This window comes from Shewanella sp. SM55 (assembly GCF_025654025.1).
Classification (GTDB): domain Bacteria; phylum Pseudomonadota; class Gammaproteobacteria; order Enterobacterales; family Shewanellaceae; genus Shewanella; species Shewanella oncorhynchi.
In genome coordinates this window covers 135,115-152,224 of the sequence record NZ_JAKKRS010000009.1, presented here as the reverse complement: position 1 = coordinate 152,224, position 17,110 = coordinate 135,115, and the positions used below count along the sequence as shown (strand labels likewise).

The following is a 17,110-nucleotide window of genomic DNA, read 5'->3' as shown; positions in this document are numbered from 1 at the left end:
AGTTCTTTGCAATACAGCTAGTTAACTGTGCGCATGTTTAATGGCCTAATGAGGTAAACGCGCATGTTTACAAATAAATTGTTCAAGCTATTTATGCCCTGCAAACAGTGCAAAGTATAAATTAAGTGAATAGAGAATTGATCGCATTCCGGATACCTTATATGAGTATTGATAAAGAAGTAAGCAAAGCTAAGCAAGAAATAGTTAAAGATGGCTTGGATATGTCTCTTGGTGAGATTATGCGCATTTATGAGAGAGGCGAACTCATTATTCAGCCAGAATACCAAAGATTATATCGCTGGGATGACTCCAGACGCACAAGGTTTATTGAATCACTAATTTTAGGAATTCCAATTCCGCCTATTTTTGTTTTTACAGATGAAAAAGGCCGCTGGGAGCTGATTGATGGACTACAGCGGCTATCAACTATTTTTCATTATGCGGGAATCCTTAAAAACGCCGACGGTGAAAAAATCTTACCTTTTTCACCGTCGGGTACAAAACTACTTCCATCATTAGATGGACTTAGTTGGCTCGCCTTAGATGAGGATGAAGATAAGGCATTACCCATGTCAATACGATTGGATGTTGAAAGGGCAAGAATTCGAGTCGAAATTTTGAAGCGTGAAAGTGATCAAAGAGCTAAGTATGAACTCTTTCAACGCTTAAATACCGGCGGTGCAAAGCTGTCAGAACAAGAGGTGCGTAATTGTGTGATAGTAATGCTAAACAAAGAACTTTATAGAAAACTTGAATTAGCGTCGCAAAATTTAAACTTTATAAAATGTACCGCACAAACTGAGAAATCTATATCAGAGCAAAAGCCTATTGAACTTCTCTTGCGTTTTCTTGCATATAGATATAAAGATTATGACCAAAAAATAGATGTACATGTTTGGCTTGATGACGTTGCGATTGATATGGCTACCGACGTTGAATACGATATAGATTCTGAAATATTATTATTTAATCGGATTTTCGTATTGTTAGAAAAATCCCTTAGTGCGGAAAGCTTCAAAAAATATGATAACGGAAACTTTATCAGAGGCTTTTTAATTTCAGCATATGAAGCAATAACGCATGGAATGTCAAAGAATATTGATAATCTTGAGGTAGGTGGCGAAGCTAAAGTAATAGATTCCATAAAAAATATGTGGGCTGACGCAAGATTTACAGATAACGCTAAAGCAGGCGTAAGAGGAACAACAAGATTGGCAAATATTTTGCCAATAGCCGTAGAATGGTTTTAACTTATGAGAATAAAAACGGTTCAACATTTATCTGCGGCATTAAATGATGAAATTTCCTGGAGAAGTCGCGAAATTATTGAACTAAGAATGCAGGCCTCTATGAAGGGTAATGTTGCGCACAAAACGATATTAAGGGCAGGAGTAGCTATTCTTTACTCCCATTGGGAAGGTTTCATTAAATCATCGACTGAAATACTTCTAGAATATATATCAAATCAGAAACTAAAGAATGATGAGCTTAGTGATGTTTATATAGTACAGTCATTTAAGTCTCACCTTTCAACGCTTGCTGATACAAAAAGCTCTGTTGCTGCAATTGAGTCTCTTCGATTTATTGTTAACAATATGAAAAAAAACTCCAATATAAGCTATAAAAATTATGTAAATACTGAATCTAACCTTAGTTCCGAAGTGTTTGACCGTATAGCAAAATCTGTTGGTATAGATGTAAAAAAATATATGCACCTGTACCCATTTATTGATGAGTCTATAGTTAACAAAAGAAACTATATCGCTCATGGTGAATTTATGGATGTAAACTTTGACGATTATATAAGAATATCAGATCGAGTTTTCGATTTAATTCGGTCATATAAAGATGATATAGAAAATGTTGCAATATTAAAGTCATTCATAAAAAATGTCGCTTAACAAGCGTCTGCAGCCGTACTCAACAATAGTTGTCACCTAAACTGTTCACACAATTTAGGTGACAATACCTTCCCACTATGTGGGGAGTTAATCCTTAGAAATTTTAATTCGAAATTCACTAATTCGAGCTAAAAGTCAAATTCGGAATTATCCAAAAATGAGCTAGTGAATCACTCTACACCAGACTGATTCACGCCAACCGCTAAAACCCGCCCTCCCCCCCATTTGCGGCTATTCTGGGGCGTTTTTCCCTTAAGATGAACAAAGTCCCTGTTATGCCCATTCCGACTAGTTATATCGAGCGTTGATTAGTTTGTAGCCCAAAGAGGCGTTACTAATAGGATAGCTAATCCGAATCTGGCTAATAAGAATGAATTATCTAACAAGGTTTTGTCCAGAAGTGTGGTGTTAAATAACGACTCTTTAATCTCTCTCACACAATCAAGCCGGCCTACTCACACACACCAGCGCGGCCATAGTGTAGCCAGCGACACCGCCTCATCTATGACAAAATTCAATACGACATCAACGGCACATATACAACTAATATGTTGTATTCATACGTATAAACAACAAATTGATTGTATTTACACAAAATAACATCGCATTAGTTGTAATTAATAGCAGATAACAACTAATATGATGTTTATGAGTAAAAGATAATCGAGCCAACACCATGAAGCACCTCAGTGAATTAGCCACAGAACTCAAGCACTACCGAGAACAACTAGCACTAAGTCAGAAAGACATGCTGCTAAACATAGGAATGTCACAGCAACAATACCAACGAATAGAAAGTGGCAGTGATACTCGCTTATCGACATTACTGAGAGTCTTGGAAGGATTAAATCTTGAAATGATGCTCGTTCCTAAACAGCACATAAGTGCAGTAAAAGCACTCATTAACCAAGCAACTTTAGAACCAGAAATTGACCGTCACTCGCCTAACAACTTAACGACAGAGACGGGCACATCTTGGGATAAGGTCCTACATTCAGTTGATGATAAAGAAGATAACCTATGAAACCGGCTGAATCAGTAGAGGCCCTCGCGCTTTATTTAAATCATCAACGGATTGCGATACTCACCCATTATTCTGGTGGTAAAAACATTCTGAAATTTGACCCTGAATATATCGCGATGCCAAAAGCACTTAGACCAACATTAACGCTCACCCAGCTGCTAGACCCCCACTACATCGATAAAATACAAGTCAGAACACAAAGATTATCACCGGTGCTGTCCAATTTGCTCCCCGAGGGCGCATTGCGGCACTGGATGTCAGCCGCGCTAAAAGTACATGAAAACAACGAATTTCCTATACTAGCATGGGCAGGGAACAATCTTCCTGGCGGCTTAATCGCATCAGCCATAGCAAAAGAAGATATTCCAGCCTGGGCACTATCACCACGGGAAAGAACAGAAGCTATCGTAATCGACATCACCCACACCAGTAATAAGTTTTCACTTGCTGGTGTTCAAATGAAATTCTCGACAAGCAGAAACGATGGACGATTCAACATAAATGCCAATCAAGAAGGCCAAGATAGTTGGATTATCAAGACGCCTTCAACAGTACACCGCAACGTCCCGCAAAATGAATACACTGCAATGAAGTTGGCACAAATAATCGGAGTGAATATCCCTGAAATTGAGCTCATCTCGCTTAACGCATTGGATAATCTACCTAACATCAAACTCCCAGATGAACCAACGGCATACGCAATTAAACGCTTTGACCGCAGTGATACAGGCCGCATTCATGCAGAGGACTTTGCCCAAATATTCGAAGTTTACGCCCATGATAAATACGGTAAATACAACTATGAAGCCATAGCTAAAGCTCTATACATGAGCAGCTACAATGGATTAAAAGATGTGCAGCAAATGGCAAGGCGGTTGCTGGCCAATATCTTGCTCGCCAACGGTGATGCCCACTTAAAAAATTGGAGTGTTATCTACCCAGATGCCCAAAATGCGATACTCTCGCCCGCTTACGATATTGTCAGCACCTTACCCTACATAGAAGGCGAAACCGCCATAGCCCTCAACATGAATAAACAAAAGCTATGGTACGCCATTGATATCACCACCTTCCAAGCATGGGCAACGAGAACAGGCCTACCATGGCCCGCGATAAAGGTTCATTTACTAGATGCCATGCAAAAAGCCCGTACTCTTTGGCCAGAGGCACTTGCTGAACTCCCCATGCATGAAGAGCATAAAGCAATATTAAAAACACACTGGGCGAAACTACATAACGACTTTAAAATCCTCTGCTAGCTAATGATATCAGGCCCCAATAATAATATTAATTTCGGTTGTAACATCTGGGTATCGGTGTGAATCAGTTCTCTAGAGATTCGATTCATCTTAAGGGAAAAAACCGCCCCAGAATAGCTGCATGTAGGGTGATGTGGGGCAGAAAATTAGATACCCCCTGCTATCCGATTAGTCATTTTTTAATTTCAACCAACTCGACAATAAACTCAGCAAACTCTGTATAACCGTCAAGAAAATTATATAATTGTTCTTGACTAAGCTCTCGAACAACTCTTTTAGGGTTTTCTACCAATGGAATAATAGTAGTTAGTTTGTATTTTTTCTCTTCATAATAACTATGCATTTCTTCTGGTGTTATTACCACTTCACTTTTTACTACACCGGACATTAACTGTAGCTCTAAATCCCAAGTAATCTCTTCAAGTAATTTAATTCCCAACTCTACTATAGTTTCAGCACTTTCTTCAGAAATTGTTTCCCCATGAATTGCTCTATTACAGATATTTATTACTTGGCTAAGTGACTTCCCAGTCTGGGCAGAAATAATTTCATGATTAGAGAGAGCTTTTACAATACTACCTAACGAGAGTCGATGAACATCAATTTCCGTGCTTCTAGCTATCCTATTTAGAACTTTTTCAAGTTCAATTCTAATTTTCGCTAGCGCAATGATTGGGTCCGATTTTGCTAATTCTCTAATTGCATTAGAGGTTTCGTCCACTTCACTTTCAAATTCTTCTTCTGTACTTTTAGCTGTTGAATTATTTTCAATATCGGTTTTAATTTTCTCAACTTCTTTCGGATCAATTTCTGCTTCAAACTCTCCATATTTAATTTTTTTAATGGATGTTATGAATGGACTTAATAGTGCAACAATTAGCAAAATAATTGATGTTGAATCAACTTCAATAGACGCGATTTTAAAGCTATGAAGAGTAAGCAAACATATTGCGAGCAAGAATGTTACCCACCATATGTTGTTTATAATAATTTTTTTCATTACTCGTTACTCTCCTTAATAGCTAACGCCCGCCTAAGGGGCAGGCAAAGCATCACCACTAAACTCAAACAAAACAACCGTAACCACCGCAGCTCAATGAGACTGGAAACACCACGCGTTGACAGTCACTCTTGAAGAATTTATTAGGCATTGAACTTTTTCATGACAAAATAGCACATTGATGAGCACATATTACGACCAAGACGAACAAATTCCTCATGGCTAAAACCTAGAGGAATATGTGCTCCATTACTGATAAATGTAAACATCACAGCTAATGCTTGCTCTTCTCTAGTGTCAATGAATCCACACGTTCTTAAGTGTGCAAGAGAAGGTCCCCATGTATTCCCACCATTTCTAGCATGGGCAAAACCATTGAGAATCGCAATTTCACGAATAATCGTTTCCAAAGCAATACGAATATTAGTCAGACTACCATTATAATCAGGCTGCGCTTTTATAAAATCTTCTGCTGATGCCTTTACCGCTTGTGAAATGCTTGCCTTATTTGAGAGATTTGAGTTATCGATCTCATTCAATAACTCATCTTCAACAGGCTCGTATCTGTCAAAGTTTGGGTCAAGAGCGCTGATTTGATTTCCCTCGATTCCATAACCATCTAGCAAGAGGGATTTTTGAAAAATAGAATATTTTTCATCAAACTTGTACCGAGGTGAGGTCTGATTTCTAAGTGTTTTATTACTTTGAACCACTTCAACAACTAAATCTGATAAAACGCTTTCATGCGCCCCTTGAATCTCAGAGCTAATACCTCCCACCGAAGAGACTGCTTGCGGATTGAGGTGGTACTTTTCAAAAATAACAAAAATATCAGGACGTTCAATTACGCCTAAAAGTTGTGCTAATGAGAACTTTGTTCTTCTAGAAATTTGCATATATGTTCCACAATCTATCGTAATGCCTAACGTCTTCGTATTTATACAAAAATACCTGAGCTTACTTTTTACAATATCCGGATCATTACACTTCAAAATCCCTTCACATAGCTCATCTAGATACCTCAATTCCAGAACTTTCATATTCCTCTTAGGCGTAGCTAACGCCCCAATCACTGAGCAACGAAGCAGGCCCCGCGTGCATTGGCTTGTTAGCAATGTGGCCCACCTGAGACTCGAACTCAGAGCTACTCCTTCATAAACACCCTATACCAAGGTGCTTATGAAGGGAGTTGCTTTACCGATTAAGCGAGTGGGTCATAAAACTTATCTACGATCTCTCTAGCTAGATCTAAACTATACGAATATTCAGAATGAATATAGTTTGTTGCCACTTTTTTCAGCTTCTCATGGTTGTGACCATATTTTTTCCACCGTTCAAAAGGTATCTTTGAGTAAATTTTACTTTCTTCAGGCTCAAGCAACAGAGTAATTGTTTCGGTAAACTCCAAAAGCATTTGACACCAAAACTTTATATCATGAAATGATATGCTGCTTGGATCATTCGGTGCTGACACCATGTTGTATTTGTTTCTAACGAAATCAATCGATTCGGATCTTGATTTATAAAACTCGTTTGCGCTAGTTTTATTATCTTCACTCGGATGGGCAATTGAGTTACGAAGCAACCGGAAATAGTCAACGGCATCATTTTCGTACCGGAAGTACGTTTTATTAGTTGGCTTACCAATGTAGTTCTGCTCAAGAACTACAAGGGGAGAAACTTTATCCGGCTTGATCCACTTATAGCCAAACTTTTTAAATTCGTCCTCTACTTCTTCCAAAAACACATCGAAACCACTATAAATAGATACAATAGATAACCTGATTTGACTATTCAAAATGCGCTTTGAAGTAATGCCATTTAGCACTATCCCTGCGTCACTTGCTTTGCTTTTCCAGTAGTCTTTTTGTTCTTTTTCTCGATCCTGTGAGTCAAGTAGAGATATGTGAACAGCCGCGGCTTCAGCAGTGAGTTCGCCGATAAATAATTTAAAGTTTCTAACACTCGGAGGTCTATACATACTCATTCAGCTAACGTCCTAATATTTATGCTCTGCGCTGTTTGCGGGGCATAAATCGCTTGTTAGACTTTGCCGCTGTCACATCCATGTCAATTGGTATAAATGATGCTATAGGAATTTGCTTTTTTGCGATAGCTATTTCTTATACAGTTTGATGGGTAATTACTTGATATCGTTTTATCTTTCTCATTCTTTTACGCTCATATCTGACTCATTATTGATCTTGATGAACAACATTTTGACCTCGCATTCAGGTTGATACTCGCACCACATTTTCTCATTGGCTAGGGTAATTGCGGTTGATAACTGATAATGCCAGAACTCTTTATCATTACTAAAATTGGGTCAACATACTGATGTTGTAGTGAGCTAGATGTCACTTTGCCAACGAGAAATGGGGCATAAATATGTTAGTACAATTACTCTGATTTGTAACTTTCGGATTAGAAACTCTATGAATTAACTGCGCCGACAGGGGTACATAATTTACGAAGTAAAGGCACCAAGGCCCATAGCTTTTGACGTCCTGCTGCTCGGCCTTGTTAGAAGTTGGCTGTATCTCCGCCGTGTAAGTGGCAATACTCACCTTGCCGCTCTGCCCACTCTTTAGGCAATATGCCAGTGCCATCTTCGACAATATTTTTACAGCGGTTACCCTTAGATGTTATTCCTGCACACCTTAAACAAAACTCTTCTTCGACACACCTTAGATATTCTTCCTTTGAAACACCGTAGCATTTTGCGTGTAAAGCTGCCTGATCTTCTATAAGCTCGATCATGTCCCAAGGCCCACATACGAATATTTGAGTACCAAAGGGTGCTGGCACACTGATCGAAAATGACGCGCCTAATTCCTGCATTCTTTTGAGCAGATCAACAGTCTCCATTTACAACATCCTTATTTTTAACGCCGTTTTTAGCGGCTAGCGTAGTTTATTAAACTGTGAAACAAAGTGGAACCGTACAAGCTGTTACTAGCCCGACTTGAAACCATTTGTTAGGTGTTTGATCCACCATAGGTTTCATATTTTTTTATTCTTTGAATAATCTCTAAAGCACCAAATGTAGTGCCACTAAGATTATCTACACTCCAATTTGGGCCAACTCTTACTTGTGAGCGATCGAACTCCGGTAAGCACCTAATGTCTTAGTATTTATGCGCGGTGCTGTTTATCTGATGAGCACAATAAAAACGCACATAGTTGACTATCTGTATTAAACCGAAGTTATCAGCTTTCTACCGCTTTTCATATACAATAATCTAACATAAAAACCGCATGCGAGTTTTTCCAAACCGACCACCTCAAAAGGGTAACCTTTAAGTATCTAATTTTAAATGTATTTAGATTTGGGTGTTTGAGATAATTTGAAAACAAGATCCCGTTTCGGTCACTCGTGGTGGTATACATAGGTATCTGTCCGAACCTTGGATAAAATCCGGTCAACGGGTTAGCAGTCTTGGTGGACAACCGGCTAACCCGCCAGCCCTCGCAAGAGAGCGTTCCTTCTAACTCACCCTATCTAGCAGTGCCATTTCGGCTTTTCTTAGCCAGAAGATATAGGACTTTTTGCTGTCAAATCCCATTAAGGCCCACTGCTCTTTGCACAGGTAATGAGCGCGAATGGCGCGTTTGCAGTTAAGGGATAACTGCTCAACGAGGTGGTCAAAATGGGCGACGTGGGCAGGCACGTTAAGTTCGTGCTTTAAGTTGCCGCCGCCCAGTGCTTCACCTAAACGGTCGCAGGCGCTGCGGTTCGAAAACCCCTTGCCCAATTCTTGGTACACCCAATAACGGCCCCAGCGATATAACCCTAACCGCAACGCCTTAATGTTCATCCTCTGCTCGGGTTCATCGCTAAAGCCCATTGGCCACCTCATTTATCTTCTCGATCGAAAGCTTAAACACATCAAGGCATATCGATGTCACATCGTCATAGGGCGCAGTAGTACGGCCATTTTCCCAACGTTGGTAAGTGTTGCGGCTAATGCCGTAAATCTCAGCCACTTCGTCTTGGGTCATGCCCCGTAAACGGCGCCCTACTTTCAATACATCCGCGGCGCGATTAGCCATAAATCCTCCTGCGTGAAGTCCATAACCCAGTTGTTCTAGTTGTTCCAATTGTCATTGTCATAACCACCCCACTAACATTGGCTCGTCTGGCTCACTCGGCTCAGTGGTCGATTGGCGCATAATCTCGGGCGCCACATCATCAAACCCTAGCGTGATTAAGTGTGCGTGGTAGGCATCCAACGCCATCAACATGCCTTTATCTAAGGTGCTGTTAACGTAAGTGCGTAGCAGCAATGGCAAGGTGTGATTCAAAATCCGCTCACCGACCATGGTATCTACGCCCATGTCGGCAATAATGGTGCGGCACAGTTTGCGCAGCGCATGCGATGTAAACGCCTTAAACCGAATCGTTTCACTCCAATACTGCGCAGTGCGAATGCTCACCGGCCCCACTTCGCCTGGGAACAAAAACGCCCGCTTGCCCACATGCGTGTATTGCCACTGGGCATAATGGGTTATCAGCTTCTTGGCCGTCGGCGTCATGGGCAAGCGATGCTCTTGGCGGTTCTTGGCATTCTCAGCGGGAATAAACCAGTAATCGCCGGCAAAGTGGTCCCATCTTGCTAAGCGGGTTTCACCTATGCGGGTACCGAACATCAGCATTAACACAAACAGCATCGCCACCGGTCTTGCAGCATTTCGTAGGGCGCTGAATAACGGCCCCACGTCCGACTCGCTTAACTGCGTGCCCACCAAAGGGGGCATCTTCAAACTCATTTGCACCCGATACCCCGCCAAACTATTGGTGTCTAACACCCGTAAATCGGCCGCAACCGATAGCGCTCGTTTCAACACTTTTACCGCGGCTTTGATGTAATTGGCCGAGTAGCCTTGCGCCAACATGGGTTTGATTAAGTAACTGTCCACCGCGATAAAGTTCAGCTCATTGAGTGGTAACTCACCAAAGCAACCACTGAGATGTTTACTCACTAACGATTTACAGTTACTGCGCCAGCTGTTGCTTAAAGTGCGGTTGCATTCCACATGGGTGACAAACCACGCCAGCAATTGCGCTACCGTGGCAAACTCGTTGCTGATTACCGCTTGGCCCATACTGCGTTTGGCGAGCAAACTGGGTAACTCGGTTAAAAAGGTCTTTAAGCACATCACTGGCCACACGCCCTGTTTTTGCCACACGGTTTTGCCCGCTTCGTTCATCACTAAATACACTGAGGCTTGGCGTCTATCGGTCGAGGCCCGTAACCGCACTGCCGGAAACTGCGTGTCCCGAAAGTCCCGCGTTATCCCTGCCCTTAACCAACGGCGTAATACCGCATCGTTTAACTTACCTTGCTCCACGCCTGTTGCTGTCATCACCTGCGCCATCTAACCCTCCAACCGATATTCAAAGGTGTGATGAGTACCCGAGCGTATGCGTTTTACCCGCTGGTTCATCGGCATATCCCGAAACCGCGCACTTAACGCCGTCTCGCTGTCGTGAACCCCAAAACGGTTAAAGCTCTCTTGCTGGATTTCAAACAGAGTCCAAAACCGTTTCCCTGTGATGATGCGCATCAAGCGTTCGCGCTGGGTCAGTGGTTTATTCGCCATCATTTGCCCCCTTAAGCCCAAGGTTGGTTCGTAGCGTGGCAATAATTGATTTGGCCTTTGCTGCCTCAGTGGGCCGCGTCACCGTTTCGGGTAGTGCCTTTGGCAACTCAATATCCGTCAACTCGCCACGGCTAAAGCGGCGGCACAACACTTTGTAATTGCGCTCAAACGTCATCAACACGTCCTTTTCGAGCCCTGTTGCAAACATCCAACTGCCTGTTTCACGCACCGCTAAGCGCACCACATCATGGCTCCACGTATGCTTATCAGGGTGATGGTAATGGCGCGTCGCTTCCTTAAACGCCGCCTCTAACTTGGGCAACCCCAAATCACAGGCCGTGGGTTGGCACCACAAAGCAAACTGGCGTGGTGTCGGCCAAAACTGCCTGTCGCCCTGCTCGCGTCTGGCGCGATTCAGCCCCGCTTGCACTTGCTCGCGGCTCGCAATGCCCTGTGCCGCCAAGGTTTTAAGCCACTCGGCTTTGTGGGTCGCTTCGTCCTCAGGCCGCGGTGCACTCACCGGAAACAACACCCGCAACTTGCTAAACACGCTGTCCACAATCGCCATGTCCATTGCCGTGGGTTCGGGTTGGCTAACACGCCCCTGCCCAACCAGCGGCTGGCGCATCAAGGTCTGCAGTGATTTCATGCTCGCATTTTGATTGGCAGTCATATCAAGGGGTCCTCTGGGTCATACACCGCATAACTCCAATCCACTTGCCCAACCGCGGTACCCATCGGTCTTGGCAACGGCGTTAGCCAGTGGCGTTCACGGATAAACTTGGTAATGCCGAGCACAAACTGGCCGTTAGCACTAAAGCCCCAACTCGCATCCAGCGCCGCAGCGTCCTTCAACCACGTCACCGCCAACACGCAATCAGCATCGGTCAGCTTTTCGGCCTTCCACGCTTTCCACGCAGCCGAATCCGAGCCGCCTTTGCGGTGGGCGGGATACGCTTTGAAAAACGCATTGAAAACCGACTTCGCACTCGTTGCTGGACAACTATCTTTTAAAGATTCTTTGATAGGTTCAAAAGAGTGACAGATTCTGGGTGCAGCTCCTGCACCCTCAGAGGGTGAATCTCCTGCACCCATGGGTGCATTTGCTGCACCCTCAAAATTGGCTAGGGGTGAATCTGCTGCACCCCCAATATTTTCTAGGGGTGAATCTGCTGCACCCTCAGTATTTTCTAGGGGTGAATTTGCTGCACCCTCAGTAAAAGGTAGGGGTTGAGCAGGTTTATCACTCAGAACACACGATGAAAAGTCCAAAATATAAAGGTTGGATGTATTGCGTTTATGCTCACTCTTGCGGGTAATTTTGCGCACCAGTCCGACGTCAACCAGCGCATTAATGTGGTTAATCGCCGACCGCTCGCTTATCTCACAAGCCTGCGAAATATACTCGTAACTCGGCCAGCATTCGCCTTGGTCATTGGCGTTATCGGCAAGCTTGATCAACACCAGCTTGCGCAGTGGATTACCCACCTTGGCCTTCATCGCTTTTACCATCAATTCCATACTCATAAGTCACCCCCAAACGGAGCAACCCACAAACTCGAATTGACGCAAACCCCATGCTTCAGTAACATGATATTGCCTCACTTAGGTATTAAGCCCGCGTTCGTCGCCAAAACTTCAGCGGGCTTTCTTATGTCTACAACAACGGGATCAACTGCAATGCGCCCCGTTGCCCTCCGCTCGCTCGCCTTCACAGCCAAGCAAGTAAACCCTTTGCGCCAAGTTACTGCGCAACTGGCTAAAAAAATCACGCCGTTTAATGTGCACGTTGCGGCTAGTCACGATGGTATTCACATTAGCTGCATTCATATCAGCGGCATTCGCATTAGTTGCACTCGCATCAGCCGCGCCTACATCCGCCGCCAATAGCGCAATAGAACGTTCCGCGCGTTGTTCTTCCATCAGCAGATAATTCATAATCCAATCGATGCTCACCGTCGGCAGCAACAACTGCTTGCCATTGCCCAACAACGCCTTATCCACTATGTCGGTCGCGATAACCGCCAAACGCTCAGGGCGACTATGCTGCAATTCATCGCAGCCCCTTAACACCTCAACCATTCGGCCCACCTGCGTTCGCCTAAACAAATCCGCCGTGGTATGCCCATGAAAACAGGCAATGTCTTTGCCCATGTTCACGCCACTTAACGCTGCCCGTTCAGTGGTTGCCGCGCTAAGCTCAGGCACATTAGGCTCAGTACTATTAGGCATGTTCGACTTAGATTTAAGCGCCATCGCCTTAAGCATTAACTGCCTTGCTTGCATCACGAGTAACGTCACTTGCGCGGTTTCCATCTCGGTTAGCGCGGCCACGGCGGGTCCATCATCACGGCTAACTTGCCCATGCACCGAACACTCAGCGCCGCCCTCCAAACAACAAATTAAACATTCAGGATCAAACATCGTTTATCCTCCTCACTGCCACTTAGGTATCAAGCCCGCGTTCGTCGCCAAACTGTGGCGGGCAATTTGATAACGGCACTTTTTACGCGCCCAGTTATCACTTAACTGATTTGTGAACATGTCATTCACTCCGTCTCTTATTTCAACAAGTCATTCAAACAACTCATTTCAACAACTGCCACTTATGCCCATTGGCACACACGGCGCGTTTCGAGCCCGACTTGGTTTGCTTTAAAGCCAAACCGCACTGGCCACACGGCACATCAGCCACCCGCTTAAGCATCACCGCATTAATCTGTGCGCTGTGATTCGCTCGTTTAGGCCGATAACCTAACGCCCGCGCCACTTTTACATACTCTTTCGCAATCCATTTGCCATCGGGCTCCAAGTGCAAACCGTCGCCGATCATGTCGCCCAAGCGGATCAACTGCTGATGCAGCTCAGTCTTAGCACTGGCGATAACATTGATGTTAAGGTTCGATTGCGGCATCGCGGTCACTTCTCGGCCGCGAATTGCGCCGCCTTGCCGCCATGACTCGCTAAATACGGGTACGCCAGCTCTAACGCCGCCATGCTCGCTTGCGTGGTCGCCGCCGACTCTTTTAACTCACGGTGCGCCGCCACTAACTGCTCGCGCTTGGGCTCACAGCCCAAATGGATCACCGCCACTTGCGCCTCGGCGTTCTCTTTGGTTAACGATGCCGCCATATCGGCCACATGCAACACATGGCCGACACTCATGCGATCGGCAATGACCGTCACCCCAGTACAACCAAATACATCGTTGAGATACTGCATCCGCAAATGCTCAGGCAATGCCGCCACCAGTGCTTGCTCAACATGAAACAAGCGATCCGCCTGTGGATGTTGGCCCTCGTACTGGCCAAGCCAACGGAACAGCTTTTGGGCATTTATCCGCGCATCGTTGTGCACGTCTTGCGTGCTCGCAAAGCTAATGCCCTCCGCGGCCAACACCTCACTCAGCCCAAGGCGCTCAACCGCCTCAACAAAATCTATCGCCAGCGCAAAGCGCGTCATCTTGGGCAATTCCAACACCCGATGAATCGTTTTCATCAACAAATTCAAACGGCTATCTTTTTTACGTGAATTGGTTTTCATGTGTACTTACCTCCTTCAACCTACAGTGAACCTAAGCCACACTCGCCGACTTAGGGATATCTAAAACTGAGTTATCCTGTTTATCGTTTGATTGATTTACAGCATGTGGATCACATTCCAACGGATCAGGAAAAACATCAGAAAATGAACATGAGGAACCTAAGCGATTGAGAGCGTTTACTACTTTCCAAGCCATGTCATAGCTAGGTTTTCTATTTCCATTGGCATAGTGGTTAACAGAACCTTGTGAGATCCCAACCTCGCTAGCCAAATCATCCTGAGACCTATTAATGGCTTTCAGTATTTTTTTGATGTTTGTCATATCGACTCCGTTTTGCCTTTAACACGGATATTACACAATGAAATATTAAACAGCAAACACTTATTACAAAATGGATATTCTGAAATCAATTACAATAGGTAATAATTGCTATATGAAAATAAGTTGGATTGATCTGGTTAAAACCAGAATGAAAGAGGCTGGGGTAACTCAGTCAATGCTTGCTGAAAAGATGGGAATGTCTCAGGGCGCCATCGCTCACTGGTTAGGTGGGAAAAGAAAGCCAAGCATTGAAGACATTGCATCCATGATGAATATCGTGGGGATTCGTCACATGACTTTAGGGGCTGATGGACTGATTGATTACCCTGATTCTGTGTTAGGTAACACTGAGGAATTACCAGCGAAGATATCCTATGTAAATTCATTCCCAGTTATCAGTTATGTCCAAGCTGGCGCTTGGACTGAGGCTGTTGAATCCTGTCCAGCCTCTGCATTGGATGAATGGCAAGACACCACAGAGCGCACGAGCGAAAACTGTTTTTGGCTTCGCGTTCAAGGTGACTCTATGACGACACCGACAGGCATTAGTTTTCCTGAAGGCACGCTTATTTTAATTGATGCGGAAAAAGACTATCAAAATGGCTCATTCGTTGTTGCTAAGCTAACAGATATCAACGAAGCGACCTTTAAAAAACTAGTGATAGATGCAGGGCAAAAGTTTCTACGGCCATTAAATACTGCTTATCCAACTCTGCCAATCAATGGTAACTGTAAAATAATAGGCGTCGTTGTAGACGCAAAAATGAAAATTTTTTGACTCTACTAGCAAGCACAAACCGGACACTTTAGTTGAGAGCTTTCAAGCTCTTCAGGTGACAAGGCACTGTTAGCCAAATGAAGTCGTTCCGAGTTGCAGTGTTCCATGTAAAGCGGTCACATATGGCTTTATAAATTCCCTTGTTACTTACAACGTTAAAAAACCATTCGTGTTTCAAACCGTCAAAAAATCGATCAACAACAGCATTATCCCAAAAAGCACCTACATCCTCATATTGGCTCAGATATCAAATCCGTAGTCATGTGTTTGTTTATGCCCCATCCACATCACTACCACCAAATACACCCTATTTTTAGATAGTTCACGTCACCAGCTCCAAGCTTGATTAGTCAATTCAAGATTGCCTCCCTACGTTCTTCAGTTCTATAAACGCTTCTTGTCCTATTAAAACCATCAAATACTTATCCGTTTCTTCTTCCCAATCATTACCACCTCTAAAAATATCAACGCCAATTTGTTTAGTGGAAATATGTCAAAACAAAATATTATTCCATTTTGTAATTGACACATAAATTCCATTATGTAATATTCGTTGCATCAGCGACACGCCACACTCTTTAACAATCTGGCTCATGAACGACTGATAAATCTTTCGAGATTTACTCCCAATGGGTACTACCGAGGACAAGGAAATGATTCTAGCGAAAGTTCACACCACACCTAAGCAACGCGATGAGTTTCGTCTACTGGTTGCAATACGTTTTGCCTGCTTGATGGCGCTGGCCAAGGGCCACACCGACCCAATGGATTGCCCACGGGTGCAAGCCCGTTGCGCCGAACTGGTCAAGCATTTTGCCTATCACCACCCAAGCCCTGCCTTTTACCGCCAGTTCATCCGCCACACGGGCGAACTCGGGCTCAATTTCAGCCTGCGCTTCACTGAGCCCCAACAAGGTTTGTACGGCAAGGTGATGGTGTGGCGTAACGACTCGCAGGCCGTCACTAATGTGCATCCGCTGCACACGATGACGACAGCCACGCCCGTCGGCCGCTAACGCAGTAGAGCCGCGCACATTCACGATTTAGGCTATCTAGGCAAAGCAGCCAAGGGGTGATGGTCCATATCCCTGTAACGGTAACGACGACAGTTTCACCTTGTTGGAGGCAATTATGTTTTTTGTTTACGGCGTGTCCATGACCTTAGCGAAAAATCAAGCGGCCAAAAAGTGCAGCACCTCAGTAGGCGCGCACCCTAACCGCCGTCAACTTAGCCCCGACGAGTACCAAGCCAAGTTGGATGATATGGCGAAGCACTTGTTTGAAACCATGAAGCCACAACGCCTATCGCATTCGTTATCGACGCCCGCGCTGTGCCAGCAATACATAGTTTTAGCCATGACCCAAGAAGCCCACCGCGATGTGCATATTCGCTATCACAAGCTTTCGGACAAGGTGAACCCCAAAACCAAGAAACCCATCATCAATCTGGTGGTGTTTAACGGCGAAGCCGCAGCTTAGGCAATGACGAGAGAAGGAAAGCAGCATGTTAACTGATGACAAACCGCTACACAGCGATATCAAAATCGGCGTTGGCCATATCGTCGCGTTTAAGGAAGGTTGGATGTTGCCCGGTGGCAAGTTTACCACCGACCGCACTGTCGCCATTCGTGCCGCCAAAGGTCTGCACCGTTTCTTGGTTAGAAGATAAGGAAATCAAC

General features: G+C 44.3%; 22 protein-coding genes, 1 tRNA gene and 1 pseudogene. 8 read left to right on the top strand and 16 right to left on the bottom strand.

Features of this window, described 5'->3' with window-relative positions:
- Nucleotides 1–161: 161 nt before the first annotated feature.
- From L5L91_RS13295 to L5L91_RS13280, 4 genes are all read left to right on the top strand, one after another.
- Nucleotides 162–1,250: a DUF262 domain-containing protein gene (locus L5L91_RS13295; protein ID WP_263236823.1), complete on the top strand. Its 1,089-nt coding sequence runs from the start codon at nt 162–164 to the stop codon at nt 1,248–1,250.
- A gap of 3 nt (nt 1,251–1,253) precedes the next feature.
- Nucleotides 1,254–1,901, top strand: coding sequence for an MAE_28990/MAE_18760 family HEPN-like nuclease (locus L5L91_RS13290; RefSeq protein WP_263236820.1), 648 nt, complete (start codon nt 1,254–1,256; stop codon nt 1,899–1,901).
- A 676-nt stretch (nt 1,902–2,577) separates the two neighbouring features.
- Nucleotides 2,578–2,925, top strand: coding sequence for a helix-turn-helix domain-containing protein (locus L5L91_RS13285; protein WP_263236819.1), 348 nt, complete (start codon nt 2,578–2,580; stop codon nt 2,923–2,925).
- A complete protein-coding gene (locus tag L5L91_RS13280) occupies nt 2,922–4,184 on the top strand; it encodes a type II toxin-antitoxin system HipA family toxin (protein ID WP_263236816.1) in 1,263 nt (420 codons plus the stop codon). Before L5L91_RS13285 ends, L5L91_RS13280 begins: the two co-directional genes overlap by 4 nt.
- Nucleotides 4,185–4,356: 172 nt before the next feature.
- Here the strand turns inward: L5L91_RS13280 and L5L91_RS13275 are convergent, their stop codons facing one another.
- From L5L91_RS13275 to L5L91_RS13205, 15 genes are all read right to left on the bottom strand, one after another.
- On the bottom strand, nt 4,357–5,184 hold the full coding sequence (locus L5L91_RS13275) for a DUF4145 domain-containing protein (protein WP_263236814.1): 828 nt from the start codon (nt 5,182–5,184) through the stop codon (nt 4,357–4,359).
- A 143-nt stretch (nt 5,185–5,327) separates the two neighbouring features.
- Nucleotides 5,328–6,224 (bottom strand): hypothetical protein, encoded by an 897-nt coding sequence (locus tag L5L91_RS13270; RefSeq protein WP_263236812.1) that lies wholly within the window; start codon nt 6,222–6,224, stop codon nt 5,328–5,330.
- Between the two features lie 77 nt (nt 6,225–6,301).
- Nucleotides 6,302–6,400: transfer RNA gene (locus L5L91_RS13265), tRNA-OTHER, on the bottom strand.
- A complete protein-coding gene (locus L5L91_RS13260) occupies nt 6,386–7,171 on the bottom strand; it encodes a hypothetical protein (protein ID WP_263236810.1) in 786 nt (261 codons plus the stop codon). The genes L5L91_RS13265 and L5L91_RS13260 overlap by 15 nt, the downstream gene beginning before the upstream one ends.
- Nucleotides 7,172–7,707: 536 nt before the next feature.
- The gene (locus L5L91_RS13255) at nt 7,708–8,052 is read right to left on the bottom strand and encodes a hypothetical protein (protein WP_263236807.1); all 345 of its coding nucleotides are present in this window, start codon (nt 8,050–8,052) and stop codon (nt 7,708–7,710) included.
- A gap of 620 nt (nt 8,053–8,672) precedes the next feature.
- Complete coding sequence (locus tag L5L91_RS13250; protein ID WP_263236805.1) at nt 8,673–9,032, bottom strand: hypothetical protein; 360 nt, start codon at nt 9,030–9,032, stop codon at nt 8,673–8,675.
- Nucleotides 9,022–9,237 (bottom strand): helix-turn-helix transcriptional regulator, encoded by a 216-nt coding sequence (locus L5L91_RS13245; protein ID WP_006082023.1) that lies wholly within the window; start codon nt 9,235–9,237, stop codon nt 9,022–9,024. The genes L5L91_RS13250 and L5L91_RS13245 overlap by 11 nt, the downstream gene beginning before the upstream one ends.
- Before the next feature lie 57 nt (nt 9,238–9,294).
- Complete coding sequence (locus L5L91_RS13240) at nt 9,295–10,563, bottom strand: tyrosine-type recombinase/integrase (protein ID WP_263236803.1); 1,269 nt, start codon at nt 10,561–10,563, stop codon at nt 9,295–9,297.
- On the bottom strand, nt 10,564–10,788 hold the full coding sequence (locus L5L91_RS13235; protein WP_012088970.1) for a hypothetical protein: 225 nt from the start codon (nt 10,786–10,788) through the stop codon (nt 10,564–10,566).
- A complete protein-coding gene (locus L5L91_RS13230; RefSeq protein ID WP_263236801.1) occupies nt 10,778–11,461 on the bottom strand; it encodes a replication protein P in 684 nt (227 codons plus the stop codon). Before L5L91_RS13230 ends, L5L91_RS13235 begins: the two co-directional genes overlap by 11 nt.
- Entirely contained in the window at nt 11,458–12,315 is an 858-nt protein-coding gene (locus L5L91_RS13225; RefSeq protein ID WP_263236800.1) for a helix-turn-helix domain-containing protein, read from the bottom strand. Before L5L91_RS13225 ends, L5L91_RS13230 begins: the two co-directional genes overlap by 4 nt.
- Before the next feature lie 144 nt (nt 12,316–12,459).
- Nucleotides 12,460–13,212, bottom strand: coding sequence for a hypothetical protein (locus L5L91_RS13220; RefSeq protein WP_263236799.1), 753 nt, complete (start codon nt 13,210–13,212; stop codon nt 12,460–12,462).
- Between the two features lie 163 nt (nt 13,213–13,375).
- Nucleotides 13,376–13,702: a hypothetical protein gene (locus L5L91_RS13215; RefSeq protein WP_006083868.1), complete on the bottom strand. Its 327-nt coding sequence runs from the start codon at nt 13,700–13,702 to the stop codon at nt 13,376–13,378.
- A 5-nt stretch (nt 13,703–13,707) separates the two neighbouring features.
- Complete coding sequence (locus L5L91_RS13210; protein WP_263236795.1) at nt 13,708–14,331, bottom strand: hypothetical protein; 624 nt, start codon at nt 14,329–14,331, stop codon at nt 13,708–13,710.
- A gap of 31 nt (nt 14,332–14,362) precedes the next feature.
- Nucleotides 14,363–14,653 (bottom strand): helix-turn-helix domain-containing protein, encoded by a 291-nt coding sequence (locus L5L91_RS13205; protein ID WP_173243297.1) that lies wholly within the window; start codon nt 14,651–14,653, stop codon nt 14,363–14,365.
- Nucleotides 14,654–14,765: 112 nt separating this feature from the next.
- Here L5L91_RS13205 and L5L91_RS13200 point away from each other — a divergent pair, with 112 nt between their 5' ends.
- Nucleotides 14,766–15,431 carry a LexA family protein gene (locus tag L5L91_RS13200; protein WP_173243294.1) on the top strand — a complete coding sequence of 222 codons (666 nt, stop codon included), beginning with the start codon at nt 14,766–14,768 and terminating at the stop codon, nt 15,429–15,431.
- A 5-nt stretch (nt 15,432–15,436) separates the two neighbouring features.
- Here L5L91_RS13200 and L5L91_RS13195 read toward each other — a convergent pair.
- Nucleotides 15,437–15,660, bottom strand: a pseudogene (locus tag L5L91_RS13195) (IS3 family transposase); the annotation flags it as partial.
- Between the two features lie 424 nt (nt 15,661–16,084).
- On the opposite strand from L5L91_RS13195, the gene L5L91_RS13190 reads away from it, so the two are divergent.
- The 3 genes from L5L91_RS13190 to L5L91_RS13180 all read left to right on the top strand — a co-directional run bounded on the left by L5L91_RS13190 (nt 16,085) and on the right by L5L91_RS13180 (nt 17,100).
- A complete protein-coding gene (locus L5L91_RS13190) occupies nt 16,085–16,447 on the top strand; it encodes a hypothetical protein (protein WP_259520239.1) in 363 nt (120 codons plus the stop codon).
- Between the two features lie 115 nt (nt 16,448–16,562).
- The gene (locus tag L5L91_RS13185) at nt 16,563–16,910 is read left to right on the top strand and encodes a hypothetical protein (RefSeq protein ID WP_105252235.1); all 348 of its coding nucleotides are present in this window, start codon (nt 16,563–16,565) and stop codon (nt 16,908–16,910) included.
- Between the two features lie 25 nt (nt 16,911–16,935).
- Nucleotides 16,936–17,100 carry a hypothetical protein gene (locus L5L91_RS13180; protein WP_006083880.1) on the top strand — a complete coding sequence of 55 codons (165 nt, stop codon included), beginning with the start codon at nt 16,936–16,938 and terminating at the stop codon, nt 17,098–17,100.
- The last annotated feature ends 10 nt before the right edge of the window (nt 17,101–17,110 follow it).

Bases quoted from the DNA above. Each gene is read 5' to 3' on its own strand.
- L5L91_RS13250 (WP_263236805.1), bottom strand. From the start codon at position 9,032: ATGGGCTTTAGCGATGAACCCGAGCAGAGGATGAACATTAAGGCGTTG.
- L5L91_RS13215 (WP_006083868.1), bottom strand. From the start codon at position 13,702: ATGCCGCAATCGAACCTTAACATCAATGTTATCGCCAGTGCTAAGACT.
- L5L91_RS13255 (WP_263236807.1), bottom strand. From the start codon at position 8,052: ATGGAGACTGTTGATCTGCTCAAAAGAATGCAGGAATTAGGCGCGTCA.
- L5L91_RS13285 (WP_263236819.1), top strand. From the start codon at position 2,578: ATGAAGCACCTCAGTGAATTAGCCACAGAACTCAAGCACTACCGAGAA.
- L5L91_RS13295 (WP_263236823.1), top strand. From the start codon at position 162: ATGAGTATTGATAAAGAAGTAAGCAAAGCTAAGCAAGAAATAGTTAAA.
- L5L91_RS13190 (WP_259520239.1), top strand. From the start codon at position 16,085: ATGATTCTAGCGAAAGTTCACACCACACCTAAGCAACGCGATGAGTTT.
- L5L91_RS13230 (WP_263236801.1), bottom strand. From the start codon at position 11,461: ATGACTGCCAATCAAAATGCGAGCATGAAATCACTGCAGACCTTGATG.
- L5L91_RS13290 (WP_263236820.1), top strand. From the start codon at position 1,254: ATGAGAATAAAAACGGTTCAACATTTATCTGCGGCATTAAATGATGAA.
- L5L91_RS13205 (WP_173243297.1), bottom strand. From the start codon at position 14,653: ATGACAAACATCAAAAAAATACTGAAAGCCATTAATAGGTCTCAGGAT.
- L5L91_RS13220 (WP_263236799.1), bottom strand. From the start codon at position 13,212: ATGTTTGATCCTGAATGTTTAATTTGTTGTTTGGAGGGCGGCGCTGAG.
- L5L91_RS13210 (WP_263236795.1), bottom strand. From the start codon at position 14,331: ATGAAAACCAATTCACGTAAAAAAGATAGCCGTTTGAATTTGTTGATG.
- L5L91_RS13260 (WP_263236810.1), bottom strand. From the start codon at position 7,171: ATGAGTATGTATAGACCTCCGAGTGTTAGAAACTTTAAATTATTTATC.
- L5L91_RS13270 (WP_263236812.1), bottom strand. From the start codon at position 6,224: ATGAAAGTTCTGGAATTGAGGTATCTAGATGAGCTATGTGAAGGGATT.
- L5L91_RS13280 (WP_263236816.1), top strand. From the start codon at position 2,922: ATGAAACCGGCTGAATCAGTAGAGGCCCTCGCGCTTTATTTAAATCAT.
- L5L91_RS13235 (WP_012088970.1), bottom strand. From the start codon at position 10,788: ATGGCGAATAAACCACTGACCCAGCGCGAACGCTTGATGCGCATCATC.
- L5L91_RS13185 (WP_105252235.1), top strand. From the start codon at position 16,563: ATGTTTTTTGTTTACGGCGTGTCCATGACCTTAGCGAAAAATCAAGCG.
- L5L91_RS13275 (WP_263236814.1), bottom strand. From the start codon at position 5,184: ATGAAAAAAATTATTATAAACAACATATGGTGGGTAACATTCTTGCTC.
- L5L91_RS13200 (WP_173243294.1), top strand. From the start codon at position 14,766: ATGAAAATAAGTTGGATTGATCTGGTTAAAACCAGAATGAAAGAGGCT.
- L5L91_RS13180 (WP_006083880.1), top strand. From the start codon at position 16,936: ATGTTAACTGATGACAAACCGCTACACAGCGATATCAAAATCGGCGTT.
- L5L91_RS13225 (WP_263236800.1), bottom strand. From the start codon at position 12,315: ATGAGTATGGAATTGATGGTAAAAGCGATGAAGGCCAAGGTGGGTAAT.
- L5L91_RS13240 (WP_263236803.1), bottom strand. From the start codon at position 10,563: ATGGCGCAGGTGATGACAGCAACAGGCGTGGAGCAAGGTAAGTTAAAC.
- L5L91_RS13245 (WP_006082023.1), bottom strand. From the start codon at position 9,237: ATGGCTAATCGCGCCGCGGATGTATTGAAAGTAGGGCGCCGTTTACGG.